Origin of the sequence: Micromonospora sp. CPCC 205539 (genome assembly GCF_036906815.1) — a bacterium.
In the GTDB taxonomy this organism is placed as follows: domain Bacteria; phylum Actinomycetota; class Actinomycetes; order Mycobacteriales; family Micromonosporaceae; genus Micromonospora.
In genome coordinates this window covers 60317-86731 of record NZ_JBAKHW010000016.1, presented here as the reverse complement: position 1 = coordinate 86731, position 26415 = coordinate 60317, and the positions used below count along the sequence as shown (strand labels likewise).

The 26415-nt window shown below is 71.0% G+C and carries 21 protein-coding genes; 6 read left to right on the top strand and 15 right to left on the bottom strand.

Annotated elements, in window-relative coordinates:
* Positions 1-68: 68 nt before the first annotated feature.
* The 7 genes from V6V47_RS16345 to V6V47_RS16315 form a co-directional block, all read right to left on the bottom strand.
* On the bottom strand, positions 69-2405 hold the full coding sequence (locus V6V47_RS16345; RefSeq protein WP_334629078.1) for a hypothetical protein: 2337 nt from the start codon (positions 2403-2405) through the stop codon (positions 69-71).
* Between the two features lie 247 nt (positions 2406-2652).
* The gene (locus V6V47_RS16340) at positions 2653-3351 is read right to left on the bottom strand and encodes a hypothetical protein (protein ID WP_334629077.1); all 699 of its coding nucleotides are present in this window, start codon (positions 3349-3351) and stop codon (positions 2653-2655) included.
* A 72-nt stretch (positions 3352-3423) separates the two neighbouring features.
* On the bottom strand, positions 3424-3921 hold the full coding sequence (locus V6V47_RS16335) for a helix-turn-helix transcriptional regulator (RefSeq protein WP_334629075.1): 498 nt from the start codon (positions 3919-3921) through the stop codon (positions 3424-3426).
* 257 nt (positions 3922-4178) lie between these two features.
* Positions 4179-8627 carry a tetratricopeptide repeat protein gene (locus V6V47_RS16330; RefSeq protein WP_334629073.1) on the bottom strand — a complete coding sequence of 1483 codons (4449 nt, stop codon included), beginning with the start codon at positions 8625-8627 and terminating at the stop codon, positions 4179-4181.
* Positions 8624-9058 (bottom strand): hypothetical protein, encoded by a 435-nt coding sequence (locus V6V47_RS16325; protein ID WP_334629072.1) that lies wholly within the window; start codon positions 9056-9058, stop codon positions 8624-8626. The genes V6V47_RS16330 and V6V47_RS16325 overlap by 4 nt, the downstream gene beginning before the upstream one ends.
* 211 nt (positions 9059-9269) lie before the next feature.
* Positions 9270-9632 carry a DMT family transporter gene (locus V6V47_RS16320; protein WP_334629070.1) on the bottom strand — a complete coding sequence of 121 codons (363 nt, stop codon included), beginning with the start codon at positions 9630-9632 and terminating at the stop codon, positions 9270-9272.
* Positions 9633-9947, bottom strand: coding sequence for a DMT family transporter (locus V6V47_RS16315; RefSeq protein WP_334629068.1), 315 nt, complete (start codon positions 9945-9947; stop codon positions 9633-9635).
* Between the two features lie 83 nt (positions 9948-10030).
* Between V6V47_RS16315 and V6V47_RS16310 the strand changes: the two genes are divergently transcribed.
* Positions 10031-10594, top strand: coding sequence for a TetR/AcrR family transcriptional regulator (locus tag V6V47_RS16310; RefSeq protein WP_334629067.1), 564 nt, complete (start codon positions 10031-10033; stop codon positions 10592-10594).
* 54 nt (positions 10595-10648) lie between these two features.
* On the opposite strand, the gene V6V47_RS16305 is transcribed toward V6V47_RS16310, so the two are convergent.
* Together V6V47_RS16305 and V6V47_RS16300 are read right to left on the bottom strand one after the other, a co-directional pair.
* Positions 10649-11293 carry a response regulator transcription factor gene (locus V6V47_RS16305; protein WP_334629066.1) on the bottom strand — a complete coding sequence of 215 codons (645 nt, stop codon included), beginning with the start codon at positions 11291-11293 and terminating at the stop codon, positions 10649-10651.
* Positions 11290-12435, bottom strand: coding sequence for a sensor histidine kinase (locus tag V6V47_RS16300; RefSeq protein WP_334629065.1), 1146 nt, complete (start codon positions 12433-12435; stop codon positions 11290-11292). Before V6V47_RS16300 ends, V6V47_RS16305 begins: the two co-directional genes overlap by 4 nt.
* 174 nt (positions 12436-12609) lie before the next feature.
* Between V6V47_RS16300 and V6V47_RS16295 the strand changes: the two genes are divergently transcribed.
* The 3 genes from V6V47_RS16295 to V6V47_RS16285 all read left to right on the top strand — a co-directional run bounded on the left by V6V47_RS16295 (position 12610) and on the right by V6V47_RS16285 (position 15380).
* The gene (locus tag V6V47_RS16295) at positions 12610-13647 is read left to right on the top strand and encodes a DUF418 domain-containing protein (protein ID WP_334629063.1); all 1038 of its coding nucleotides are present in this window, start codon (positions 12610-12612) and stop codon (positions 13645-13647) included.
* A 6-nt stretch (positions 13648-13653) separates the two neighbouring features.
* A complete protein-coding gene (locus V6V47_RS16290; protein WP_334629062.1) occupies positions 13654-14664 on the top strand; it encodes a S41 family peptidase in 1011 nt (336 codons plus the stop codon).
* A gap of 161 nt (positions 14665-14825) precedes the next feature.
* Entirely contained in the window at positions 14826-15380 is a 555-nt protein-coding gene (locus V6V47_RS16285) for a hypothetical protein (RefSeq protein ID WP_334629061.1), read from the top strand.
* A 46-nt stretch (positions 15381-15426) separates the two neighbouring features.
* Here the strand turns inward: V6V47_RS16285 and V6V47_RS16280 are convergent, their stop codons facing one another.
* Genes V6V47_RS16280 through V6V47_RS16265 form a run of 4 tightly spaced genes read right to left on the bottom strand, consistent with a single transcriptional unit; the run spans position 15427 to position 21336 of the window.
* Positions 15427-18123, bottom strand: a complete 2697-nt coding sequence (locus tag V6V47_RS16280) for a bpX6 domain-containing protein (RefSeq protein ID WP_334629060.1) — start codon at positions 18121-18123, stop codon at positions 15427-15429.
* On the bottom strand, positions 18120-19787 hold the full coding sequence (locus V6V47_RS16275; protein WP_334629059.1) for a hypothetical protein: 1668 nt from the start codon (positions 19785-19787) through the stop codon (positions 18120-18122). The genes V6V47_RS16280 and V6V47_RS16275 overlap by 4 nt, the downstream gene beginning before the upstream one ends.
* A complete protein-coding gene (locus V6V47_RS16270; protein ID WP_334629058.1) occupies positions 19787-20179 on the bottom strand; it encodes a bpX5 domain-containing protein in 393 nt (130 codons plus the stop codon). The genes V6V47_RS16275 and V6V47_RS16270 overlap by 1 nt, the downstream gene beginning before the upstream one ends.
* Positions 20180-20190: 11 nt before the next feature.
* A complete protein-coding gene (locus tag V6V47_RS16265) occupies positions 20191-21336 on the bottom strand; it encodes an AAA family ATPase (RefSeq protein ID WP_334629146.1) in 1146 nt (381 codons plus the stop codon).
* 175 nt (positions 21337-21511) lie between these two features.
* Between V6V47_RS16265 and V6V47_RS16260 the strand changes: the two genes are divergently transcribed.
* A complete protein-coding gene (locus V6V47_RS16260) occupies positions 21512-21727 on the top strand; it encodes a hypothetical protein (protein WP_334629057.1) in 216 nt (71 codons plus the stop codon).
* 51 nt (positions 21728-21778) lie between these two features.
* On the opposite strand, the gene V6V47_RS16255 is transcribed toward V6V47_RS16260, so the two are convergent.
* A complete protein-coding gene (locus V6V47_RS16255) occupies positions 21779-22228 on the bottom strand; it encodes a ribosomal maturation YjgA family protein (RefSeq protein ID WP_334629056.1) in 450 nt (149 codons plus the stop codon).
* A 23-nt stretch (positions 22229-22251) separates the two neighbouring features.
* Positions 22252-23523, bottom strand: a complete 1272-nt coding sequence (locus V6V47_RS16250; RefSeq protein WP_334629055.1) for an MFS transporter — start codon at positions 23521-23523, stop codon at positions 22252-22254.
* A 437-nt stretch (positions 23524-23960) separates the two neighbouring features.
* On the opposite strand from V6V47_RS16250, the gene V6V47_RS16245 reads away from it, so the two are divergent.
* Positions 23961-26201 (top strand): glycoside hydrolase family 97 catalytic domain-containing protein, encoded by a 2241-nt coding sequence (locus tag V6V47_RS16245; RefSeq protein WP_334629054.1) that lies wholly within the window; start codon positions 23961-23963, stop codon positions 26199-26201.
* Positions 26202-26415 lie beyond the last annotated feature (214 nt).

Sequence of the window (26415 nt, the reverse complement as noted above, 5' to 3'; positions counted from 1 at the left end):
GCCAAACGCCTGACGCTCGGGCGGCGGTGGGCTCCGGTCGCACCGGAACCCGCCGCCGCCGGTCTGTCCTAAGGCATGTCCGATCGCGTGCCGATGGTGACGGCGCGCCCGCCGGGCCGGTACAGCAGCAGATGGTCCGCGCTGCCGGTTTGCCCGAAGTCATAGGGGACGATCCGGTCCTGGGCGTTGCGCAGGTCGAACCAGCCGACGCTGCCGACGCCCTGGTGGGAGACGTGGACCGCCGAGTACGTGTCGTTGGGGTTGTGCCGCACCACGTCCAGGTAGCCGGTGCCGGGCCGGTAGACGGCGAGGTGGTCGGCCATTCCGGTGTGGGCGTAGTCGAAGGCGACGATGCGGTCCCGCGGGTCGGCGAGGTCGTAGCCGCCGATGCCGCTGGACGACATGAGGTGCGGCCAGAAGGTGTTGCCGGCCGCGTGCCCGACGATGGTGACGAGCCCGGCGCCGGGGCGGTACAGCAGCAGGGCGTCCTGTTTGCCGGTGTGCGCATAGTCGTAGGCGATGACCTGGTCGTCCGGGCTGGTCAGGGCAAAGCCGTCGATGCCCTGATGCGACCCGACGACCGTCGTGAACGGCCCTGCGGCGCTGTGCTGCAGGATGAACAGCACGTTGTCGCCGGGCCGGTACGCCACAAGGTGGTCGAGCTTGCCGGTGTGCTCGTAGTCGTAGGCCACGAGTCGGTCCTTCGGCGACGACAGGTCGTAGCCGCCGATGCCGCTGGTCGAGGTGTACACCGGCCAGAAGCTGCCGTCCGACGCGTGGCCGACGACGTGCACAACGCCCGTACCTGGCCGGTACAGCACCAGGTAGTCCTGCCGGCCGGTGTGCGCGAAGTCGTAGCTGATGATCTGGTCGTTGGTGCTGCTCAGATTGAAGCCGCCGATCCCGTTCGTGGACCTGAACACCGTCTCGAAGCTGGGCCGCTCGGTGCCGACCGTCGCCTTTCGCCGCAGCACGTAGACGATCCCGGTGCCCGGCCGGTAGACCAGCAGGTGGTCGAGCCGCCCGGTGTGCTCGTAGTCGAACGGCACCACCCGGTCTCGGGGATCGGCCAGGTCGTACCCGCCGATCCCGCTCTGCGACTTGAACGGCACCCGCAGGTCGGGGTTGGTGAACGCCAGGCTCAGGTCGTCGTAGAGCGTCACGTCCTTCTTGACGAAGCCCTTCTCGGTGACGACGCCGTACGGGTTGTTTTCGGAGTCGCGGTACGAGAACAGGACGAGCGGGCCGGTGTAGTCCAGCGCCTGCCACATCCGGACGCCCTTGACCAGCTGGTCCCGTTTCTCCGCCCACCACGAGGCGGGATTGGGGTAAATCAGCCCGTAGCCCCACTCGGTGCCCCAGATCTTCTTGTCCGCGTCGCCCCTCCGCAGCATCACTTCGCGGACCGCGGCGAGCTCACCACAGATCCGCCCCGGCGTGTCATCGGCCGGCGGTCCGAACAGGTTCTCCCAGGGCGCGCCACACTTCGGCGTGTCCGGGGCGTCGTGCATGTCGGAGTACGGATGATGGGCGACCGCATCGAACGTGTCCTTGTAACCGTGGGTGTACCCCCAGTCCAGCCACGCCGACGGCGACCTCGCCGCGTCGCCGTGAATCGCGCCGAGCCCCGCCGACCCGCCGGCCAGCACATAACATTGGCCGCACGTGGCGCGGATCTCCGTGGACGCCATCTCGACCAGCTCCCAGTACCGGGCCAGTGTCGCGGTCGCGTCGGCGCCCGTGTCGTAGCGCCCGTCCCCCGGCCGGATGACGCCGTCGTCCCCGTACACGCCGTCGTACTTGCCGAAGCCGTCGATGTTCGGCTCGTTCCAGATCTCGAAGGCGTCGACGATGGGCGGGGTGCCGGGCGGCGAGCCCGGCGGCGGCCCGTAGTGCTGCACCGTCTGCTCCACGAGCGTCTTCCAGCCCTCGCTGTCCGTCGGCAGCCAGGTCTCCGGCGGGTCCTGCGTTGAGTCGCCCGTCCCGAAGTGGCCGCCGTTGAGCCAGCTGGGCGAGCCGAACAGGGTCACGAGCGGTCGCATGCCTTTGCGGTGCGCCTCCATCACCGACTCGTCGAGGTGGCGGAAGTCCATGGTGATGGCACCCGTGGCGTCATCTTTCGACGCGTACGTGTGAAAGTCGGTCCATGCCCTGATGATCGGCGTGCGGCCCGGGACGAACCCCTGCATGCGGTCCAGATGGTCGCCGATCCCGCCAGGGGTTTTGAAGTCCCAGCCGACCTCGGAGAAGCCGACGTCACGGTTGCTGTAGGGATAGCGCGACGGCGCCGGGTCAACGGACGCCGGGGCGGCGCCGGCGGACGCCGGGGCGGCGGCGAAGACCGTGGCCGCCAGCGCCATGAGGGCCGCCGCCGACAGGGAGACCAAGCGTTGTGCTCGGATCATGGGTGACCGTTCCCGCCTTCCGCTCAGAGCGCGCCGTGAGACGGCCGCTCATACACGCGGACCCGGGGCGGACAGGCTTGTCACCGTGCAACGCACCCGCGGCGCCCCGTGCCGACACCCCGCGTGTCAACCGCCGCGCGAGGAACGTAGCTGATCTTCGATGCATCAATCAAGAGCGTAAGGTGAACAGTTCGCTACCGCCCGTGCGGTGAGCGCCGGTCGCCGGGCGGCGATTCAGGCACCGCAATCAGCTCGGCGGCCAGGACACCGTGCTGCGCATCTTTGCGGTCACCTCCCGTAGGCGGGAGAAGAACGCCGACAGCAGGAGGATCGCGAAGATCATCAGGTTGAGGACCCACCGAGGGTCGTCGATGTGCAGCGCTGCACCGAACTGGTCCTTGTCCGCTGCGGTCAACACCGCAGTGGACCGCTCTGCCGCGGCGAAGTCCAGGCGGTCGGGGGCGAACACGAGGTAGGTCCAGATCCGGTGAACGAGATACAGCGCCGCCGCCGCGACGAAGAGGAGCCGACGGGTACCGGGACGCCATCCGAGGACCAGCAGACCCGGGATGATGACGAGTTCGGTGGGGACGTTCGCCGCGATCGCGAGAGGAATGCTGGGTAGGAACATCGTCACCATCGTCTCCCCGGTGATCGAGGAGCTGTCCAGCGCCGTACCCAGCATCATCAGCCCGATGGCGCCGCCAAACGCGAGCAGGGCCATGGTTGCACAGCCCAGCGCGACAAGGCCGTCCTCCACCCAGGCGCTCAGCGCGGGTCTGCGGCTGGCCCAGCGCGCGGCGAGCCCGATCGCGACCGCCCACCCGGTTCCGATCAGCAGTGCGATCGGCAGTGCGAAGAACTCCATCAGGGACAGGCTCTGCACCACGGTCGTGAAGACCGCGACGAGGGCGAACGGCGCGATTCGATCAATACGCTGCTTCATGCCCCCGGACGTTAGGAAGGACCGCTGGCCAAGGCATCTGCCAAACGGTATACCGGTGGTTTAAGAGCCGGTTCATTCGAGCAGACCGGCCTCGCGAGCGTGCGCAACGGCCTGCAGACGGCTCGCCGCATCCAGCTTGCGGAAGATGTGGTTGAGGTGTGCCTTCACTGTGCCGGGCGCGACGAAGAGCACCTTGGCGATCTCCGCGTTCGTGCGGCCGGTCGCCAACTGGTGCAGCACCTCCAGCTCGCGTGAGCTGAGCGGCTCGGCGGGCTTGCGCCGCACCGCAACTGGCGGCGGTCCCTGGGCGGCGCCGGGCGCGGGCAGATGTGCCGGTGCCGCCTCGGCTCGGGACGATGCGGCGGGGACCCAGCGGACGGCCACCACCGCGATCGCCAACACGAACGCGCCGAAGAGCAGGATCGTCCACGACTGTCCGCTGCCGTGCTCCACCATCGCGAACGACAACCCAACGATGACCATCGCCCAGACGAAACAGCCGACCAGTACGGCGGCGATGAACAGGCGTCTGCGGATGGACGGCGACCGGAGCCAGGCGGTGATGCGCATCGGCAACTCCCCGAGGTCAGGAACGGTGCCGAGCCTAACCCGCCGCATCAGGACACCTTCGCCCGCGATCCCCGGCGCCGAGGTCACCTACCTGATGCGAGCTACCAGCAGGGGCCGGGTCACGCGCTTCGCCGACGATGGCCGCTGTCGGTCGTTCGAGGAGTGGCCGTTCTGGCCGGGACAACAGCCTGCCAACCCTCCGGCCGGATCGTGACCCGAGGAACCCGCCACGAGGAGCCCTCGTCATTCCTTGCCGCTCACCGCAGCCGCTCCTCCAGGATGCGCAGGGTCTGCTCGGCCTGCGTGCGGACGGCCGGGGACGCCTCCAGAGCGGCCCGGCACAGGGCGATCGCTTCGTGCAACGCATCGGTGTTTCCGGTCATGCGGTGCACCTGGGCGAGGGTGCCCGCGAGGCCCAGCTGCCGCAGCTGCCGCTGGGCAGGCAGGCACACCGCGATCGCCTCGCGGGCGGCCCACTGTGCCTCCGCCAGGAATGCCGGGTCACCGCGGACGTCAGCGAGCAGGCCCAGGCAGGTGGCGAGCTGGCCGAGCGACTGCGCCTGACTCGCGTGCGGGTGCCGGCTGGACGGCCGCAGCCAGCCGATGGCCTCGTCGAGCAGCGCGGGGTCGCCACAGTCCTGGTACGCCGACCGCAGCGCCGTCCCGAGGTGGAAGTGCGACATCGCCGCCGTCCGGTGCGTCGGCGGCATGTGCGCCCCGACACTGCGCAGCGCCTGCACCGCCTCAACCAGCGCGGCCCGGTCCTCGATCGCGGCGTACTTCGTGTGCAGAACCATCCCGAGCAGCGTGACCGTGGTCGCCCAGTCCTCCGGGTCCCGCACGGCTGCCGCGGCGCCCCGCCCGAGCCGGATGGCCCGTTCCACCGCGAGCAGGTCGCCGGACTTCTGGCTCCAGTCCAGCGCCTCCAGGAACGCCCGGTTCAGCACGGGCGGCGGCGCGGCGAGCTCCGGCGGCGGCGGCAGCCCGGCGAGGACGTCGGCCAGCCCTCGCCGCGCGAGGTCCGGCAGCTCCGGCGGCCCCGAGACGCGGGCCAGAGCAAGAGCTTCGGAGAAATGGCGTACGGCTTCGTCCGCTCGCCCCGCGTCAGCCCACCGGTTGCCGGTGGTGTGCAGGGACACCGCGTACAGGGGCTGATATGCCGCACCCTCATCCTGCATGAGCTGCCGGAGCAGACCGGTGGCTTCCGCGCTCGCAGCCAGCGCCTCCGGGTATCGGCCCGCCATGGCCAGCGGCGGGCTGACGTTGTTGAGGGACCGGGCGAGGGCTGACCGGTGGGCTGGGTCGGCAGTGGCCAAGCGGCGGCACACGTCCACCAACTCCGCAGACACCGCCAGCGACTCCGCGATCTGACCGGTCTCGACGTACCGTTGCCGGAGGTTGTCGAGCGTGACGCTTAGCTCGGACAGGTAGCTCCCGGGGTCCTTCGCGGCCAGGATTCGCCACACCGCGGCCGACTCGGTGGTGGCGGCCATCGCCTCCTGGTGGCGGCCGGTCCGCGCGCAGGCGTTGCCGAGGGCGTTGAGGGAGGCCGCCAGGTTCTCCCGGTGGGTGCCCGGGTCCCGCTCGGCCAGCACCCGGTTCCGCGCCACGGCCTCCGTGAAGTGGGCGGCGGCGCCCGCGTGGTCCCCGGCGTCGTCCAGCGCGATACCGGCTGCGGTGAACGCCATGACGGTGGTCGCTGGGTGCCCGTCCGGTTGCCGGGCGTCGAGGTTGCGGAAGCGGCGCGCCGACTCCACTGCGGCGTCCCGCCGGGCCGGTGCCCCCTCGGGGTGGAGAGTGGACAGCCTGAGCAGCGCGGTCGCGAGCGACCGCTCCGCCTCCGGATCCGTGTCGGCGCGGGTCCGGTAGAGCTGCGTGGCCTCGTCGTTCGCGGCCAGCGCCCGGTCGGTGAAACCAAGCGTCGAGGACAGCACGCTGATGCTCAGCAGGACGTTGCCGAAGGCGACCGCCTGATTCTTATCCGCGAGCTGGCGGTGCACCGCCGCGGCCTGGTCCAGGTGGCTGAGTGCCTCCTCCGCCCGGTCCATGGTCGTCAGGGCCTCTGCGAGCCGGGTCAGGGCATGCGCGAGGGCAGCGGAGTGGGCTAGGGGAGCGGTGTCGGCGAGCCGTCGGTGCAGCGCGACCGCCTCCTCGGCGACGAGCAGGGCGTCCCCGGCCGAACCCGCCTCGCCCAGGACGTCGACGTAGCTGGTTAGTGTGGCGGCCAGCTCTGGCAGGTGGGCCTGTGGGGCCGCCTCGGCCAGCTTCCTGCGGAGCACGACGGCCTCGTCCGCCAGTGGCACCGCCTCCGCAGACCTTCCCGCCTTCGACCGCAGGACGGCGACGTTGCCCAGCGACACCGCCAGTTCGGAGGCGTACGCGGCGGGCATCGCCTCCGCCAGGGCCCGGTACACCACCAGGGCCTCCTCGGCACTCGACAGCGCCTCGTCGCGGTGCCCCAACCGCCGCAGCCGGCCGGTCTCGTTGACGAGCGCGCCGCCCAGCCGCGGCCGGTACGCGCCAGGGTTCAGGCGGGCCAGCTCGCGGTACAGCCGGGTCGCGGAGCGCGCCGCCACCAGCGCCTCGTCGTGCCGGCCGACGGCGGACAGCGGGCCACCGAGGTTGGTCAGCGCCATGCCCAGGTCGGGTACGTGCGCGGTCCAGTCCTCGTCGACCAACGTCCGGTAGAGCGCCACGGACTCCTCGGCCGTCGCCACTGCGGCGTCGCGGTCCCCGAGGTCGGAGCGGACCAGCGCGAGGCTGTTCAGGGCCGAGGCCAGTTGTTCGCGGTACGCCGTTTCCCCCGACTCGGACAGCTGACGCAGGCCGGTGACCGCCCGGAGCAGGACAGCATGGCTCTCGTCGTTCCGTCCGGTCTTGGACAGGAAGATGCCCAGGTTCAGGATCACCGTGGCGGAGCGAGGGTCGGCTGGCTGCTCGTCGAGCTCGTCCCAGATGTCGACGGCCTCCCGGGCGGCGGCGAGCGCGTCCTGCGCGGCACCGACCGCGTCCAGGCGGTTGGACAGGTTGGACAGCGATGCGGCGAGGCTGCGCGGGGCGGGTTCACCGAGGTCCCGGAAGATCTCGGTGGCGGCGCGGGAGTGTTCCAGGGCCTCCTCCCTGCGGCCCACCGCGGCGAGCGTGGCGGACAGCTCGCCGAGCAGTTGGGCGCGGTCGTCCGGGTCGGTCGTCAGCGTCAGGCGGTTGGTGATCAGCCGGCTTCCCACGGCGGCCTTGCCCACGTCCAGCGTGACGTGTCGGCCGCCGGGCAGCCGCTGTGCCACCGTCTGGAGGACATTCATGTCGATCGCGCGGATGCCGGCCAGGGCAATCAGGGCCGCGTTGCCCGCCTCGACGATCAGGTCCGGTTCGGCGGTGAGCAGCGGATACAGCAGCTCGCTGCCGACGTGCGGCCAGCGGTCCGCCGCGGAGGCCAGGAAGGTCAGGGCGCGGCCCGGGTCGGCCTGCGAGTCGAGGCCGGACGCGGCGACGATCGTCCGGCACGTGGCGTCGGCCCACTGCTGGGTCGGGTAGGGCGCGGAATGGCTGGGCAGGGTGAGCGCCAGGAAGTCCTCGGCGAGCCGGTCGGGATACAGCGGCTCCAGCACCCGGCCCGCGCCGGCCGGGTAGCAGACGCCGTGGTCGGCGAGGGCCGTCCCCGGATCGCCGCCCACCTCCACCTGCCGCAGGACGGTGTCCCCGTCCGGGCCGCTGAGGTCGCCGGTCAGGGCGGCCGCGAACACGACGTGGTTCATGGTCTCGGGCGGTGTCCGGTAGCCGGGCCGGGCTTCCAGGGAGTGCTCCGGGTCGGCGTACAGGGTCGCCCAGTGCACCTGCTCCCGGTCGAGGAGGTAGATCGTCAGCCCGGCCGTGCCCGCGGGTGGATGGCGGCCGTGGACGTGCGCGTCGACCGCGACCAGGGCGGCCATGTGCACCGCCAGCGTCAGCCCCAGCTCGGGGTCGGTGAGGTCGTCGGGCGGACCGATCGACGGGGGGTCGTCCAGCTCGTACGCCCGGGCGAACGCGTCGCGGGCGGCGTCGAACATCTCCGGTCGCTCGTCGCCGGCCGACGGCAGCGGTGGCAGGGCCCGCAGCTCCAGGTCGGCCTGCAGGTTGGTGAGCACCCCGCGCAGCCGGGGCGCGGGGTCGGCGGTCCGCCCGATCAGCAGCACCCGGGTCGGCACGCCGATCTGATGCAGCAGGGCGTTGCTCAGCAGCCAGGTGAGGTGGGCGTGCGGCCACCGGTCGGCGTAGTCGACGATGAGCAGCAGCCCTGCGGCGTCGGTCAGCCGCATGTCCCGGCTGCCGCCCGGTGGCAGCACCGAGCCGGGGCCGTGCACGGCGGCGACGACCTTCCACCCGTCGGCGGCGCAGGACGCGGCGAACTCGGCGGCGAGCCGTGACTTGCCGGCGCCGCCCGGCCCGTACAGCCAGAGGGCCGACAGGCGGGGGCCCGTCCGGCGCCAGATGTGCAGGCTGGCCAGCTCGTCGACGCGGCCGGTGAACGGGACCACGCCGTACCGGGCGTTCAGGAGCCGGCTGGGCAGGGTCCGCAGCCACTCCCTGTCGGCGCCCTGTGACGGTCGCCAGTTCTCCAGCAGGTAGACCGGCACGCCGTCACCGAAGACGTGCAGGTCGGCGCCGATCACGCCGTACGCGAATCCGGCTCGCGCCTCGACGTGCTGGACCGGCTCGTGGTCGGTCACGGTGCGGCGGGGCCGGGGTGGTTGACGATGTCGCCGAACATCACGCCCTGAGCGGTCGCCCCCTGGGCCGACGCGGTGATGTGCTGCACCCACCGCCGCTGGTCGGCAGGTAGCCGGCCGGTCACCTCGGCGGTCCAGGCGAACAGGTCCTCAGAAGCACCGTCCGTCCGCCGGAACAGGTCGTCGAGCCGCACCTGCCAGTCTCGGGCCGCCCTCTCGCGGACCCGGTCCTGCTCGGCGGCGGCGTCGGCGGTCCGCACCCGGGCGTCGGTCTCGTCGAGCAACTCCGCGGTGCCGGCCTCGTCGCGCCCGGCTCGCCGGGCCAGGGCCAGGATGCCGTTGCGGGCGTCCATCCAGATTCCGGTGCCTGCGGCGGCCCCTAGCGCCAGCGCCGCCGACTCCACCACCGGCATCCACTCCAGTTCGGACATCCGGAGCTCCATCCTCGATCGCGCGCGACGTGCTCGTGACCTCCACCATGGCTCAGGCCGGCCCCGATCTGGCCACCTGTACGGCCGGAGAACCGCACCCACTCGGCTGCCCCCACCCGGGTCGAAGGGCACCCGGCCGATTGGTGCCGGTGGGGTCGCGGCGTCCTCGGCGCGCAGGATCTGCCCGATCGTCCGACTACCGCAGGCGGCATCATCCGCGCGCAGGCGAGCGCACTGGGCCGGTGGGCTGGTCGGTGTGCGGCTTGAGGAGCTTGAGTCCTGCGATGCAGCCGATGATCCCGGTGAGGAACAGCAGCTTCAGCAAGCTGATCGACTCGCCGCCGGTGATCATGGCCCAGGCGACGGTGCAGGCGGCTCCGGCGCCGCTCCAGACGGCGTACGCGACACTGATCGGGACGTGCTTCACGACGTACGTCAGCGTCACCATGCTGGCGACCAATGCGGCCGCGAAGATGATCGTGGGGGTCAGCTTGACGAACCCGTCGCTGGTGCCGAGCGCGGTGGCCCAGACAGCTTCGAGGACCGCGCTGATGAACAAGACGATCCAGGGCATTCAGCTCACCGCCTTCAAGCCGATAACGCAGCCGATCAGGCCCGCCAGTACCGCCGCCCGCAGCGGGGACAGCCGGTCCTGGCCGCGTGCGACGGCAACCAGCACGGTCAGCACCGCGCCGATGCCGACCCATACCGCATAGGCGGTTCCGGTCGGCAGCGACTGCATGGCGTAGGCCAGTCCGGCCATGCTCGCGACGAGCGCCGCGCCGAAAACAGCGGTGGGTCCGGGCCTGGTGAAACCCTTCGTCGCGCCGAGCGCTGTGGCCCAGACGGCTTCCAGCACCCCCGACGCGATCAACACGATCCACGCCATCTCGCGGCTCCTCAACGTTCCCGTACGACTGTGCCAAAACAAGGTATAGCACGTTTCCGTACGACTGTGCGACTATGTTTCTCATGCCCCGCACACTCGACGCCGACGAACGGGACCGCCGGGTCTCCGAAGCGGCATGGAAGGTCCTGGTCCGCGATGGCATCCCCGCACTGTCGGTCCGCAGGATCGCCGCCGAGGCCGGGTTGCCGCCCAGTTCCTTGCGCTACACCTTCCCCACGCAGGCCAGCGTGCGGATCCGCGCCTACGAGCTGGCGGTGGAGCAGGTCCTGACCCGGGTCGCCGCCATCCCGCAGGGCGACCGCTGGGCACGGAAGGTGCTGCTGGAGCTGTTGCCACTCGACGAGCAGCGGCGCCTGGAGATGGAGGTCTTCCTCGCTCTGGGCACCGCCGCGATGACCGACGCCGACCTGCGTGGCACCTACCGAAGCGCCCACCTCGCGATCCGCGATCTGTGCGCACAAGCGGTGCAGACGCTGGTGGCAGACCCCACCGCCGCCTCGATGGAGACCGAACGGCTGCATGCCCTGATCGATGGCTTGGCGCTGCACCTCGTCCGGCAGGATCCAGCCGTCGGGACCGACTGGGCCGTGCGCGTGCTCGACGCTCACCTGAGCCAGCTCGGTTAGCCGGCCCAGCTCGGCGGACAAGAGCTGCGGCTACGCGACGCCCCTGAAACGGCTTCAGCGTTGCGTGCCGAGGCCGGCCTCGTGGGCCAGTAGGGCCGCCTCGGTGCGGTTGTTGCAGCCCAGCTTGACCAGCAGCCGCGAGACGTAACCCTTGACGGTGGCCTCGGACAGGTGCAGACGACGCCCGATCTGGTGATTCGACCAGCCGGAGCCCAGGCTCTCCAGCACCTCCCGCTCACGATCGGTCAGCGAGGCGCACATGTCCCGGACGTGTTGGCGGTGACGGTGGCTAGTGCTCCCGATCAGCCGTTGGGCCGCCACGGGTGACAGCACAGTGTTCCCCGCGGCGGCGACCCGCACCAGGTCGACGAGTTCTTCCGGGGAGGTGGACTTGACCAGGAAACCGACAGCGCCGGCTCGCAACGCGCGGAGCACGTACTCATCCAGATCGAAGGTGGTGAGGGCCACGATCCGTGGGGGCGCAGGGAGTGTCGCGATGCGCTCGATCGCGGTGAGCCCGTCGACACCGGGCATCCGCAGGTCGATCAGCATCACGTCGGGCTGTAGGCGGACTGCGGCCTCGACCGCTTCGGCACCGTCGTGTGCCTCACCGACCACGTCCAGGCCGGAAGCGGTGAGCATGGTGCGCAGGTGCGCGCACACCATCCGCTCGTCATCGACGAGCAGGACGCGGATCACCGCCCCGCCGCCGTCGGCACGTACACCGGAAGGGTGGCGGACACGGTGAAGCCGCCGTCCGACGTCGACCCGGCGGTCAGCGTGCCACCGACGACCTCTACTCGGCGTCGCAGCCCTTCCAGGCCGCTGCCGCCGCCGACAGCAGTCAGGTCGATGTCGGGCGGGCGGCGCCGCGGGGTGTTGGAGACGGTCGCGCGCACGCTGTGCCTGCCGTAGTGCACGGCCACGGTCGCGTCGGCTCCTGGCGCGTGCTTGTGCACGTTCGTCAGTGACTCCTGCACCAGGCGGAACAGCGTCCGTCGTACGGTCGGCGCGACGATGGCCGGATCACCGTCCTCCTCGAGTCGGACCGGGAGGCCGACCGCGCGGGAGTCGTCCACGAGTGACGCCAGGGCCGGTTCGTCGGACGGGTCGGCGGGACCGGCCGGTGACCCGTCCCCGCTGCGCAGTACCCCGACGAGGTCGCGCAGTTCGGCCAACGCCTGACAGCCGGCCACCCGTAACTCCTCCGCCGCCACCCGGGCGGCTGGATCGGCGGTGCTGACTCGCAGCGCACCGGCCTGCAGCACCATCAGGTTGATCCGGTGAGTGACCACGTCGTGCATCTCACCGGCCAGCTTGGCCCGCTCGTCGGCCCGGGCCTGTTCGGCAAGCAGCAGCCGCTCTCGTTCGGCCCGCTCGGCCCGGTCGGTCAGCTCCGCCACCAGGCTTCGCCGGGCGCCGACGTACATGCCGAGCAGCGCGGAAGACAGGATGACGGCGGGCGCGGAGAACGGATCCAGGATTGCCCAGGCCCGCGCCCCCACCAGGAACGCCACCGCGAGCACCGCGATCAGTGCCCACTGCCGCCAACGCCGACCGCCGCCAGCCGCGGTGACGGAGTAGGGCACGAGGAGAGCGGCCCAGGCCGGCGCGAACAGGCTGATCGCCGCAATCGCCAGTGCGGCGGTGTACGGACGCTGGCGGCGCACCAGCAACATCGCCGCGGCAGCGACCTGTGCGGCCACGTAGACCCACGTCGGTGCGGCGACCAGGTGATGGTCACGGTCCGGACCGCTGAGTTCCAGTCCCGTGCCGACCGCCGCCGCCACCACCGCGACGAACACGTCAACGGCGACCGAGAGTACGCGGCTGCGCCCCATGTCTTGCAGGGTAACCGGGCCGGCGAGGAAGGGCTCGTCGTGCGAGCCGTCGCTGGCAACGTCCCTACTTTCGTCGCGTGTGAGCCCGACGATGGTCGCGGTTGTGCCGAAGGACCTTCGGGTGCGGGGTTGACTGGCGTCGATGGGCACCATCCGGATCCAGGAGGCGATCACGTGGAGACATCGGCAACCGCGGACGTGTCGAGCGCGGGGCCTCGCATCGACGCCCTCGATACGCTGCGCGGGTTCGCCCTCTGCGGCATTCTGATCATCAACATCTACCAGCAGGTCGTGTTCCACGGGGAGGCCGCCGGCACCGCACCACAACTCCCGACCGCCGTCCAGCTGCTCTTCTACGAGCGGTTCTACCCCATCTTCTCGATCCTGTTCGGCATCGGCTTCGGCATCTTCCTGCAGCGCGCAGCAACCCGGACCGACCGCCCCAGATTGGTGCTCGCCCGCCGGCTCGCGGTGCTGCTGCTCATCGGCATCGCGCACTTCCTCGTCCATCCCGGCGAAGCTCTGACGGCGTACGCGCTGGCCGGACTGCTCGTGCTGCTGCCCCTGAGCTACGTCGGTGGCCGAGTCGCCGTCGTCGTGGCAATCGTGTTGCTGATCGTCGGCGCCCAACTCGTCGTCGGCTTCGGACCGATCCCCGGACTTCTCGCGCTCGGGTACGCCTTGGCCATGCTCGGTGTGCCGTCCGGCCTCGAACGCCGCACCGGCCGCGTCGCCGCTGCGTTCGTCATCTTCACCGCCCTGGCCGCGACCTGGATCGTGCTGGTGCTGCGGCAGGTCGACCTGCCCTTCGTCAACGTGACCGGTGGACCCGGCGGGGGAGTCAGCCTGCTCGGCCCGCTCGCCGGCATCGTCACCGGCCTCGCGTACTGCTGCGGCCTGCTCCTGCTGCTGCGTACCCCGGCCGGGCCGGCACTGTCCGCGGTGCTGTCCCCGATGGGCCGGATGGCGCTGACCAACTACCTCACTGCGACCGTGTTGTTCCTCGTGGCCGGGCCCCGGCTCGGCATCGACAGCACCGCGGACCTGCCGCAGATCATCGGTCTGACCGTCGGCATCCTCGTCGTCCAGGCGGTGTGGAGTGTGCTGTGGCTCCGGTCGTTCCATTACGGGCCGGCCGAGTGGGCGTGGCGCTGTCTGACGTGGTGGCGGCGCGCGCCGATTCGGCGGCGGACGGCCGCATCAGCGACGTGAGCATCTGTGTATGCGGCAGGGTGCGACGGCCCCTCCCTGCTGCAGGCCGGTGAACGACGTGGCGCCCGGGTCTGCCCGGAATTCGGTGGTCATCTGATTGTTTACGGTCTAGCGTGGCCGGCCGTGCTCTCAAACGAACAGATAATCGGTCAGGCCTTGGATCGGATCGAGGCTGGGTACGTCTTTCCTGCGAAACTCGCGGACATCGACGCCGCGATCCGGCGCCGCCTCGCGGCGGGCGAGTACGACGACCTGGACGGGCCGGTGCTCTGCGAGACGGTGACCGCTCACCTTCAGGAGGTGTGCCCGGACAAGCATCTGCGGCTGCTGTGGGCGGACCAGCCGCAGTCGCTGGACCCGGCGGACGAAGACGGGGGGCGGGCTGCCTTCCTCGCGCTGCTCAGGGCGGAGAACCAGGGGATCCGCCGTGTCGAGCACCTGGACGGGAACGTGGGGCTCATCGATGTGCGGCGCATCGCGTACGCCGTCGAAGGCGCCGGCGCGATCGGCGCGGCCATGCAACTGGTCGCCCTCAGCTCCGCGCTCATCCTGGACCTGCGCGCATGCGCCGGCGGAGCACCGGAGGGAGCCGCGATGTGGTGCAGCTACTTCTTCCGCGACGACCAAGTGCACCTCAACGACTTCTACGAGCGGTCCACCGGCGCCACACGCCAGTTCTGGACGACCGCGCACCTTCCCGCCCCGCGCTATGCGGACCGCCCGGTCTATGTGCTCACCAGCGCGATGACGTTCTCCGGGGGCGAGGACGTGGCGTACACCCTTCAGGCGCACGGCCGGGCCGTCGTCGTCGGTGAGACGACACGTGGCGGCGCGCACCCGACGGCCCGCCACCCGGTCACCGAACACATCCTCGTGACCGTGCCGACCGCCCGAACCATCAACAGCGTCACCGGCACCAACTGGGAAGGCGTCGGAGTCGTCCCCGATGTATCCGTCCCGGCAGACCAGGCACTCGACACGGCACTCAAGGCCGTCGCGGGCGCCTCGGGCGCATAGGCGCCGCTGCGTCGGCGGCCGATCGCTCCGACGCGGGGCTCGGCTCGACCCGAGCCCCGCATGGTGGCCGAAACCCGCAGGTGTGGTGTGGCTTCGAAGCCGGCGACAGGGGACTACCATGCTGACCCTCGCGCCGGGCCGATCCACGATAGCCTCCCGGCATGGGAATAACCTGGTCGATGGCCAAGCGGCTCGGTCTGCTGTGGGTCATCGCGGTGCTAGTCCTTGTGCTCACCGCACACGGGCTACGTCCCGAGTATCTGCCGATCGAGGCGCTCACCGCCGGCGTCTGGGCGGCGCTCCTCGGCCTGGGCGCCTTCGTGGCGAGCCGGCTGGCGAGGTGGGGGCACGCCAAGAGTGCCGCCGTGCTGCTGTGCGTCGCGGCCCTGGTCGCCTGCGACGTGGCGGTCGTCGTCGACAGTGCGTTGATCTACGACGGGGCCGGTTACTGGACGCTCAACGATGGTGTTGGCCTGCCCTATGCGTACGCGCCGCTGTGGTACCCGGCAGCGCTGCTGCCGTGGTCGTCGACCATCCTCGGTGTCGATCAGGCGAGCATCACCGCGGGCGATCTCGAGTGGCAGGCCGAGCACATCGTGCCGGTGGCCATGGTGCTGACCATCGCGTCAGCCATTTTCGTCGCCTCCGTGGCGAGGGCGCTGTTCGGAAGCCGGCAGACCAGCCCCGCGCTCCGGCCGGGACGGGCCAGCTCCTGAATCTGTCGACAGCGGCAGTCACCCTGGCACGGCAGGGGGATCTGACCTAGAGGCGCGTCCGCAGGCGAGCAACGGCCTCGCCGAGCGTGAGGTCGACGACGACCAACCTGCCGTCCTGCTCCCACGTCGTGAGGGTGTCCACGTGGCGTCGAATGCCGATGGGGCCGACGCCGGGCGGAAACACGATGCGGAGGTCACCGTCGGCGATGTCCACGGTGGTGTCGTCCGGACGAGCCATGCGCAGGGCGGACACTTCGCCGCCGGCCAGTAGCGTCGGCTCCGTATCCAGAGTCCAGTCCGCCGTGCCGTGACCGGTGACGTGGTAGGTGCCGGTGTGCTCGTCGTGGCTGGTTGTCACCAGCGTCGAGGACGCGAGCACCGCGACGCTGGCGAGGCCATCGAGGTCGACTGTCCGGCGGGTCCGCAGCATGATCGAGGGTAGATCCCAGCGCCACACCTCGGTGCGGGCTGCTCCGAGGCCCGGCTGGTCACTGATCCGCACCAGTGCGGCGAGGCTGGTGGGGCTCCGGGCGATGTCCAGCACCGTGGTGCTGGAGTCCAGTTCGCGCCAGGTGATGCGGGGCGAGTCGCCGGTCAGGTCGACGAACGCGATGCCGTCGTCGTCGACCACGGTGAGCAACGCACCGTCGTAGCTGGGCAGCACGCGCTCGGCGGTGATGGCGACGGGTGGCCGCAGCCGGCGCGTGCTCAGGTTCAGGCCACGGACCTCGCAGGAGTGGCCACGCCGCGCGACGAGCAGGACGTTGGCGCCGTGATCGGCGACGACAAGCTGGTGCGCGGGCGCGTCCCAGCTCGCGCGGGTCCGGCCGTCCAGCCCGATCAGCCGTACACCGAACTCGCCGTGCGCGGTCAGGATGGTGCGGCCGGAGAGCAGCACCGCATCATGGATCGGCAGTTGTCCCGCCTCGCTCGCCGCGGTGATGTCGAGCCGGGTGCTCGGGGCGGGCGCACGGCCGACCGGCAGCGGTGGCAGGTCGGCGGCGGCAAGCCGGTCTGCCCGGTGCCGGAGCCTGCCGGCGATCCTCCTGCGCTCGCTGGCATCCGCGACGGGTTCATCTGCTGCGCTGCGCACCATCAGACGGAGCGCGGCGGTGCAGAGTTGGCGGTCCCGTGCCCTGTCGGCGCACTGTAGCTCGGCAAGCGCCGCCAGGAAGCCGCGCTGGGCTTGCACCAACTCCCGGTCGCGCCCTGCGAGCAGCGCGATCGCGGCGGTCACGGTGTTGGTGGTCGGACGCCAGGTGGCGAGGTGCGCGAACAGGTAGCCCGCGGTGTGGCCACTGAGCGCCATACCGGCCTGGATGTTCGGCACCACGAGCGGGCGTAGTTCGTCGTCGGGCCAGGCCGCCTCGACGGCGCCGAGATGATCGTCGGCGGCCTGCCGTCCGCGTACCCACTCGGCGCGTAACTGCCGGGCCGCCGCGCCGTCGACGCGGGCCAGGCGCTCGACGGCGCCGGCGAACGCGCCCCGGACCCGCGCCACCTGCACCGCGCGGTCGCGGTCGCCGGCCTGCCACCACAGCCTGACCGTCAGGTCCGGATCGAGTTCCCGTCCTTCGGCGAGCCCGGCGGCGAGCCGGTACTTGCCGTGCCGCTCCAGCAGTGCGACCGCCTCGACCGGCAGGCCGAGCAGGTCCGCGAGGATGAACGCGGATTCCTCGGTACGGCCGGCGCGGTCGAGCTCGGTGGCGGCCTGCCGGTAGAGCGTCCGCAGGTGCTGCTGGGCCCCGGAGTCGAGCGGAAGCGCCGGCCCGCCCTCGAGATGGGGGTGCGGCACCAGGTCGCCGGTGCGTGGTCGGGGGAGCCGAAGGGTCGGGCGACCGAGGGAGCCGCTCACCGCGATCGCCTCGCGCAGGGCCTTGTCCCAGTCACGACGCTCGAATGCGGCGCTGAGCCGGCGCACGTAGCGGTGCTGCACGCTGACAGCCAGCCGAGCGGCACGGCTGGCCAGCACGAGCCGAGCGATCAGCGCGTTCCACCAGCCGCCCGACGACGTGCTGCGACCGGTCGGCGGTGCCCCACCGTCCGCCGAGGCGGCGGTGCTCGAGGCGATCATTTTGTTGATGCCGTACAGCAGGCCCGCGCCAGCGCCGACAACCAGCATCGGGAAGGGCGCCGCGACGAGCGCGGCGACGCCGTACACGAGGACGGCCGCGCCGATCGCGGCGATCTTCGCGCCGAACGTGTCGGGGAGCCGGCGCCGACGGCTCGGTCGGGTGGACGCAGACAGCAGACGGCGGGTCCGCTTCGGCGGCGACGCGATACCGGCCATCGCGCGCAGATCGGGTGCCGGTGGGGGTGGTTGCCAGGGCTCTGGTGCCGGCGCCGCGACAACCGGGCGATCCAGTGCCGCGAGCGGCTCGATCCGCAGGGCGGCCAGGTCGATCCAGGACTCTCGGTCGACGGGGGTCAGCGTGGTCCGGCTCACCCGGGTCGTCGCGCCCGCGCGGGGGATCAGCAGGTCGCCGGCTTGGGCGCCCTCGACGGGCGTGCCGCTGGGGTGTAGGACACCGCCGCTGTCGACGAGAACGAGACCGGGAGCCAGTTCGGTGCGTACCGTGACCGCCTGGACGAACTCCAGCAGCCACGCTCCACCGGGCAGGTCGAACAGCGTGGCACCGGGCCGCCAGGTCTCGACGACCCGCCGGCGCGCCTCGGCCTCCCCGATCAGGGGTACGTCGATCACCAGCGCGCGGGCCGGGAGCCGGCCACGGAATGCGCTCATCCGGTGCTCCGAACCGCGTACAGGACCTCGTTCGCGGCGAGGTCGGCGACCTCGATCAGCCCGTCCGGGCGTGGCACGGCCAGCCATGGCCTGCTCGGATGCAGGGCCGGCTCACCCATTCCACCCGACCAGCGGGTGAGGGTCTGGGTCCGAGCCGGCGAGACCAGGCGGACGATCAGCCCGCCACTCGACAGGGTCACCAGCTGCGGACCACCGATGTCGACCACACCGATGACCTTCGTGCCCTGGTCGACCGCCACGTCGCCGACGAGGCCGGACGCGTCGTGGATGTGCCAGCTGGTGCCGCCCGACGACCAGGCCGTCCTCGTGCCGGCACCGAGGACCACCTGAGCAGAAGCGGGGATTCCGACCGCACCGGGGAGACCGGTGACCTCGAGGTGGTTGCCGCTCCGCCAGACCATGCGCGGGGTGTCCACCTGCTTGCCGGGGGCGACCGCCAGGTAGGACGACAGCCGACGATTGTTCCTGGTGGACAGGCTCCACCAGTCGCCGCCGAACTCGCACAGCAGGTCACCACCCTGAAAGTAGAGTGGCGAGAGCGCCCCTTCTGCCGCCGCCTCGACATCGCGGACCGTTATGCCGACGGCGGCCAGCGGCACCGCGAGATCCTGCAGGTGGCCCAGCGGCTTACCGATCACGACCGCCCGCAGCGTCTCGTCGACGCAGCTCAGGACCACGAGCCGGCGACCCAACCAGCAGGCTGCCAGGGCCGGGCCGGGCAGTCGATGTCGTCGCGGTCGCCCGGTCGGCACTCGGACCGAGACGACCTCGGCGGGGCCGTCGCCGCGGGCGATCAGGTAGGGCGCGGTGCTCGGGAACATCGGTGCCCGCAGGGGACCGGCGCCGGCGCCGGCACCGACGGAGGTGTCGCGGAAGCCGGCACCTCGCAGGACTCGCAGCGCGACTTCGCCGCGAGGCAGAGCGAGATCGAGGTGCCGTTCGCCGACGACGACCCGTACGGCGGTCGCTCCGTCGACGCCCCACTCCTGCTCGTCACTCACCAGCACCCTGCTCCGGTCCGGCAGGTGGCTGGCGAGTTGCGGCCCGGTCAGGAGCCAGGCCTGATCGGCCGCGTCGATCTGGTCGGTCCATTCCAATACCGTCGACGGGTTCGGCTCGGCAGCTCTGCGAGCGACCAGCCAGGCGGCGAGCTGCCCACCCAGGTCACCGCCCTGCCAGCTGCCCGGCCGTTCACCCAGCACTCCGATCACCATCGACCGCCCCTGGCCGGCGGCCCGCCGATGCAGTACGACGAGCGCCGCGAGCTGGACCAGGCGGGCGGCGCCCAGCTGCCCTGGGCCGGTGTCGACGAGGACGACCACCCGTCCACGCGCCGCGGCCGATCGGGTGGACGGTGCCAGGTACAGAAGCTCACCATCGGTGGCGCGGCGGACGAACTCGTCCGGTAGCTCCTGCATGAGCAGCAACTGCGACGGGAGTAGCCGCTCGATGGTGCCGCGAGCTGCCAGCCCGGCGTATCCGTCCGGTAGGCCGTCGTCCGTCGAGTCGCCCTCCGTCCGGGAGAACAATTCATCGATCTGTCGGACCAGCGGGCCCATCGCGAGTGCCACGTCGGTGGTCAGAGCGGACAGCGCCGGCGCCCAGGGAGCCAGCGACGCCGGAAGAGTCAGGTGGTCGGTCATCAGGAAGCCAGCCGGTCGGGATCGAGCGGCTCCCGTGGCATCGGGCCGGCCAGGACCAGTCCGGGCAACAATGCGATCAGTCCGGCCTGCTGGTCGGTGAGGCGGCGCAGAGGATCCCGTAACAGGTCGGCACACGGCCAGGGCTGCTCGAGTGTCGGCACCAGCACGCCCCCGTCCCAACCGAGGTAGACAGCTCCGTCGGCCCACGGTAGATCCGCCTGATCACCGAGCACGATCAACCAGCTCCGCTCCCGGCCCGCGCAGGCGAGCAGGCGAGCGCCGGTGGTCACCCGCAGCAGCGTGTCCTCGCGCAACTCGGCCACCACCGCACCGGACGCGGCCACGGCCGCAGCGGGCAGCGGGGCGTCGCGCCGCCGCCACCGTAGGGACAACGGAGGCACGCTCACCGCTGGATCGCGGCGACCAAGCGGCCGCGCATGTCCTGGAGCGCCTGCGAGGCATCGGCCAGGACGAACCCCGCGTCGATCTCCCGTAGCGTCGCCTCGACGCGCAGCCGGTCGTCGTGCGTCAGCGGCGCGGTAACCAGTTCGTCGAGCAGCCGCCGGCCCGACTCGACCAGCCGGGCCGCGCGGGCCTGCTGGCCCCGGGCGAACTCCTCCGCCGCGTACACCAGACTGGCGTTTCGTCCCTGCGCCACCAGGTCTGCCAGCACCTCCCGGGCCGAGGCCTGAGCGTCGAGGGTCGGCGCGATCAGCGGCAGCACCCAGAGATCGTCGGCGGTCGCGGCGGTGCGCCCGTCCAGGGTCGCCGCCGCGGCCACCAGGCGCTGCGACCGCACCGCCCGGCGGTCACTGAGCGGTACGCCCGCCTGACGTAGCTGGCGGATCGCGGTGGCCAGTGGGCCTCGCACACCGCCGAGATCGCACCCGCGAGTCGCCTCGGACAGCCGGTCCAGCGCCGGCAGCAATGATCCGGCGGGATCGGACGGCCGAGAACCTGCGCTCCACCCCACCTCCAACAGCTCGTCGAGTCGCGCGTCCGGGACCGGAGAGACGAAGACGCGGGCCAGGAACCGGTCCGCGAACGCGGCGAGAGCGGGATCGTCGGGCAGGCTGTTGGCGGCGCCGACACAGACCCGCAGCGGGCACGACAAAAGAGTCGATCCGCGCCGGAACACTCGTTCGTTCAGAATCCCCAACAGGGTGTTGAGGACCGCCGTCGAACCGAGAAAGACCTCGTCGAGGAACGCCACCTCCGCCTCGGGCAGCATGCCCGCGGTCTCGAACTCCACCGAGCCCTCGCGGAGGCGGCGCAGGTCGACCGGGCCGAAAATCTCGCTGGGCTCGGTGAACCGGCCGAGCAGGTACTCGAAGTACCGGCCGCCGAGTTGGTCAGCCGTTCGCCGTACGGCCTCCGACTTGGCGGTGCCCGGTGCACCGATGACGAGCAGATGCTCGCCGGCGACGGCGCACAGCGCCACAACCTCGGCGACCAATTCCCGGTCGACAAGCCCGGTCTGTGCTCGCGCGATGCCTTCCCGGAGGACGACGGCGTCGTCCGACAGGGAAGCAGGCTGCTTGGAGATCATCTGCACCGGCGAAGTCTACGGAAGTGGAGCGTCCACCGCGTACCACAGGTCAACGCGGTCACTGCCTGCCGACGGCGTTGCGATACCGTCAAGGTGCCCACACCGGCGTCGAACAGTCCGTGTCCGTCGGCTGTCGATGCTCTGCGGGGCGCCTCACGAATCCAGGGAGATACCGATGCCGGAGCCCAAGCCCGTCGACGACGCCCAACCGGCGGACGCCGACACCTCAACCACGGCCGAGACCGACGAGCCTGCCGCTCCCGCAAATCGGGCTGCCCGACGCGCGAAGGGCAAGGTCGCCTCGCCTCAACCGCACGGAAAGGGCCAGCACTTCGGCGGCCGTGGCTCGGTCCAGAGCCCGCGCCAGTACGGTAACCGCCGCAGCGGCTGATCCGTCGGTCGAGCGGGGTGCGGTGAAACGCCGGGGCGGCTTCGTTGGCAGCTACGGGCGGGTGTCGACCGGGACGTCGTGCGGTGGCCGTGACGCGGGGCGGGTCTGGGTGTACACCAGGTGGTGCAGCACCACCAGCGGGACCACGCCTGCCGGATACCAGGCCAGATCGACCGTGTCGAACTGCACTCCCAACGCCAGTCTCGCCGCGAGGCTCCGGGCCGCCAGTTCGGCCGGTACCCCGGTCAGTTGCGCGCACTCCACCGCCCAGCAGAAGGCAATGGCGAGCATCCCGGCCAGTCCCGGCGCCATCCGCGGCCACAGGAACAGCACCCCGGCCCAGACCATCGACGCGTACAGCGCGGTCCCGGAATACTGCCGCAGCGCCCCGTCGTCGACGGCGCGGATGAGCAGTGCGGCGCCCAGGAACAGCAGCGCGGCCAACGGCATGAGCAGTCGGACCGTACGGGCTGTGATCGGCGTTCTCGCGATGATCACCACGGCACCAACGTACGGGTCCGGTGTCAGCGCCGGAAGGGCGGCCGCAGCGGCACGAGCCCGCCGGCCGGATCGGCGGACATCCTGCCGTCTGTCTTCGCGGGTCGGATCACCAGGGGACCACGGCGTCCCAGCGCCCACACGGTGAGCGCGAAGCAGCACAGCGCCGTGCCGGTGATCGTGACCGGTGTCCAACCGCCTGCGGACCAGAGCGTGGTGGCGGCGGCGGAGCCGACGGCGGCGCCGAGAAAGTTGCCGGTCCCCAGCGCCGTGTTGAGTCGGCTGCGGGCCTCGTCGGAGAGGGCGAACAGCCGCGCCCGGTTGAGGAGTGCCTGCGTCTGGAGGGCGACATCGAGCATGACGATCGCGATGACGATGAGGACGACGGACCGGCCGGCGAACGTCGCGACGACGAAGGCGCCGAGCGCAAGCACCCAGGCCGCGCCGGTCGCTGGGAGCGACCAACCGCGGTCGTGCAGACGACCGCCGTGCAGGCCGGAGAGGGCGCCAGCGACGCCAGCCAGCCCGAACATCCCGATCACCGGTGCCGGATACTGGAACGGTGGACCGCTGAGCAGGAACGTCAGCGCCGTCCAGAACATCGAGAACGCGGCGAACCCGCTGGCGGCCAGGACCAGCGTCCATCGGGCCGTCCGCTCGCGCAGGACCACCGCGCCGACCGAGGCGATGAGCTGCGGGTACGACATGCGCGTTCGCGGTGCCAGCGGTGGAATCGCGCGATGAAGCAGGACCGCGAGCAGGACAGCGACGACCGCGGCGAGGGCGAAGATCGCACGCCACCCGGCGGCTTCGGCGACGAAACCGCTGATCGTGCGGGAAGCCAGAATGCCGGTGAGGGTCCCGGACCCGACGACGCCGACGACCCGGCCACGCTGGGCATCGCCGGCAAGATCTGCGGCGAGTGGTGTGAGGACCTGCCCGGAGATCGTCGTCACGCCGAGCACACCGAGTGCGAGGAGGAGTACGCCGATCGACGGCGCCAGCGCGCACAGCAGCAGCGCGACGGCTGAGGTCAGCAGCATCATCGGAACGAACCGGCGGCGGTCCAGGACGTCGCCGAGCGGCACGAGCAGCAGCACGCCGACGGCGTACCCGACCTGCGTCGCGGTGACGAGCCAGCCGGCCGTCGCGGTCGCGGCGCGCAGGTCGCCTGCGATGAAGCCGAGTAGCGGCTGCGCCCAGTAGAGGTTGCCGATGGCCACTCCCGCCGCCACCGCGAACAGGAAGGTCAGTCGGCGGCTCATCTCCGACGGCAGTGCCAGGCGGGGTGTTGCCACCCTGCCACGCTAAGGCGCGGGATCGACGCGTGGCGCCCGGCGAAGGCTGTGGCGGGCCCGACGGGGATCGGACCGGCCGGGCGATCTCCGCACGGCGAGCAGGCGACGCGAAATCACCACCTGGCTGCCGCCTGCGACAAATTCGCACATCGATCGTCCCGAGGGTCCATCGAATTGCACGGTCGCGGGTGCGATTTTTTGCCGAGACGTGGGCGCTCTGGTCGGTCGTCTAATTGATTCATCGCAACGAATGCCAATCCTCCTCGCTCTATTGACACCCACAGGCTGGCGTTGTCTCCTGTGAACATAGTCGAGCATGTATGAACGGGTTCCAACATGACCGGGCTTTCGGCTGCTCGGTGGAGGCCCGCTCCCCGTCCGCCATGCCCGGCCCTGCACGTCCCCAACGGCATCCGTCACTCTTGAAGGGCATGCCCATGCGTGATCGAAAGCGCCGACCCCCGGTGCTGCGCTGTGCTCTGGCACTCGTGTTGTCAGCGGCGATCCTCTCTGCCACCCCCGCACCCGCCTCCGCCGCCACCACCTGGACGGTCAACGGCCCGTCCGGTAATTCACCGATCGCGGCGCAGGTCACCCTGAACGACAACGGCACGCTGTCGTTCGCCGTCTCCCACCAGGGTCGCGCCGTGCTGTCTCCGTCCGCCATCGGCATCGAGACCAGCACCGCCGACCTGACCCGCAACCTCACGTTCACGGGCCGCGCGGACCGCACGGTCACCGAGGCCTACACGATGCCGACCGGCAAGCAGCGCAGCCGGTCGACCGCCTACACCGAGACGACGCTGTCGTTCACCGGAGCCGGCGGAGCAAGACTGGACGTCGTGGTTCGCGCCTCGAACTCCGGAGCCGCCTATCGGTACGTGCTGCCCGGCAGCGGATCGGTGACGGTGCGCCGTGAGGCGTCGTCCTGGACCGTGCCGACGTCGTCGAACGCCTGGCTGTTGCCCGCCCACAGGGAGGACCAGGGCTACCCGGTGCAGACGACCGCGGGCGCAGCCGCCAGCGGCACCTTCCGGGTGCCCGCGCTGTTCGAGGCCGGCGGGGCCTTTGCCCTGGTCGCCGAGAGCAACCTCGACGGCCGGTACGCGGCGGCCAGCCTGACGCACTCGTCCGGTTCGGGGACCTACGGCACCTTGCTGGACAGCTCGACCGTGACGACGAGCCTGCCGCTGTCGACGCCGTGGCGTTCAGCGGCGGTCGGCACCCTGGCCACGGTCACGCAGTCGACGATCGTCGACGACCTCTCGGCGCCGTCGCGGGTGGGCAACCCGTCCTGGGTTCGGCCCGACACCGTGGCCTGGTCCTGGCTGACCGAACACTCCAGCCCGTCCAGCGAGAGCCGGCAGCGGCAGTACATCGACTTCGCCGCGCGTAACGGCTGGGGCTATGTGCTCGTCGATGAGGGCTGGCAGGAGAGTTGGGCGCCCGGGGTGGTGGCCTACGCCCAGTCCAGGGGTGTGCAGATCATCCTGTGGTTCAACTCCTCCAACCTCTGGACCTCGGCCCAGCGTGAGACGTGGCTGCCGCGGATCGAGAGCTGGGGAGTGGCCGGCATCAAGGTCGACTTCAGCTACGAATTCACCCAGCCGACCCTGCAGTGGTACGACGCGATCCTGGCCCGCACCGCCGAGCTGCAGCTCATGGTCAACTTCCACGGCTCTGCCACGCCGCGTGGGATGCAGCGCACCTGGCCGCATGTCCTGACGGCAGAAGCGGTCCACGGCGCGGAGCAGTACCTCCGCGCGTCGAAGAACACGATGTTGCCGTTCCACCGCAACGTCATCTCAAGCATGGACTACACCCCGGTCGTGTTCAGCCCGTACAACCGGGACACCACCCCGGCACACGAGCTCGCCACGTCGATCGTCTTCGAGTCCGGCTGGCAGCACCTCGGCGACAACCCCGAGAGCTACGAGGCTCGACCCGAGGCGCTGCGCATCCTCAACCAGATCCCCACCGCCTGGGACGAGACCCGGTTGCTCGGCGGCCGACCCGGTCAGGACGCGTACTTCGCCCGCCGCAACGGCGGCAGGTGGTACATCGGTGGGATCTCCGCCCAGTCCGCCAGGACCTACTCGGCACCCCTGACCTTCCTCGGTGGTGGTCAGTGGCTGCTCGAGACCGTGGGGGAAGGGTCAAATTCGTCATTGGTACGCCAAACAACGGTCGTCACCAGCGCCTCCACGCTTTCCGTGGCGATGCGCGAGCGCGGCGGTTTCGCCTCCGTCGTCTGCCCCTACACCGCTGGTCTGACCACCTGCGGTCCCGATGTGGGCAGCGTCCTCCGGGGCCAGGCGTCCGGGCGGTGCGCCGACGTGCCCTTCAGCAGTCAGGCCAACCGGACCCGGGTCGAGCTCTTCGACTGCAACGGCGGTGCCAACCAGACCTGGGCGGCGACGGCAGCGCGGGAGCTGAGGGTGTACGGCGCCAAATGCCTGGAGGTCGACAGCGCGAGCACCGCCGATGGCGCGGGAGTCACCATCTTCGACTGCAATGGTGGCGCCCACCAGCAGTGGAACGTCAACGCCGACGGCACTGTCGTCGGCGTCGCCTCCGGCAAGTGCCTCGACGCGACCGGGGGTGGCACGGCCAACCGAACTCCGTTGCAGATCTGGCCCTGCAACGGCGGCGGCAACCAGAGTTGGTCACGGTCCTGACACCTGACGGAACGCCTGACCTGCCCCGTCCCCGTGGGCAGGTCAGGCGGGCGCCCGCTTGTCGGCCATGCTGAGCCCGTCGAGCTGACCACCCCTGCTCACCGACCGCCTACCACGCTGTCGGTCACGACGGCGGCCTCATGCTCATCGCCGGCATGGCGGACCCGCCGGGCGTCGGCGTGCGGTCGTGGCCGACGAGGGTGGGCTTACTCCG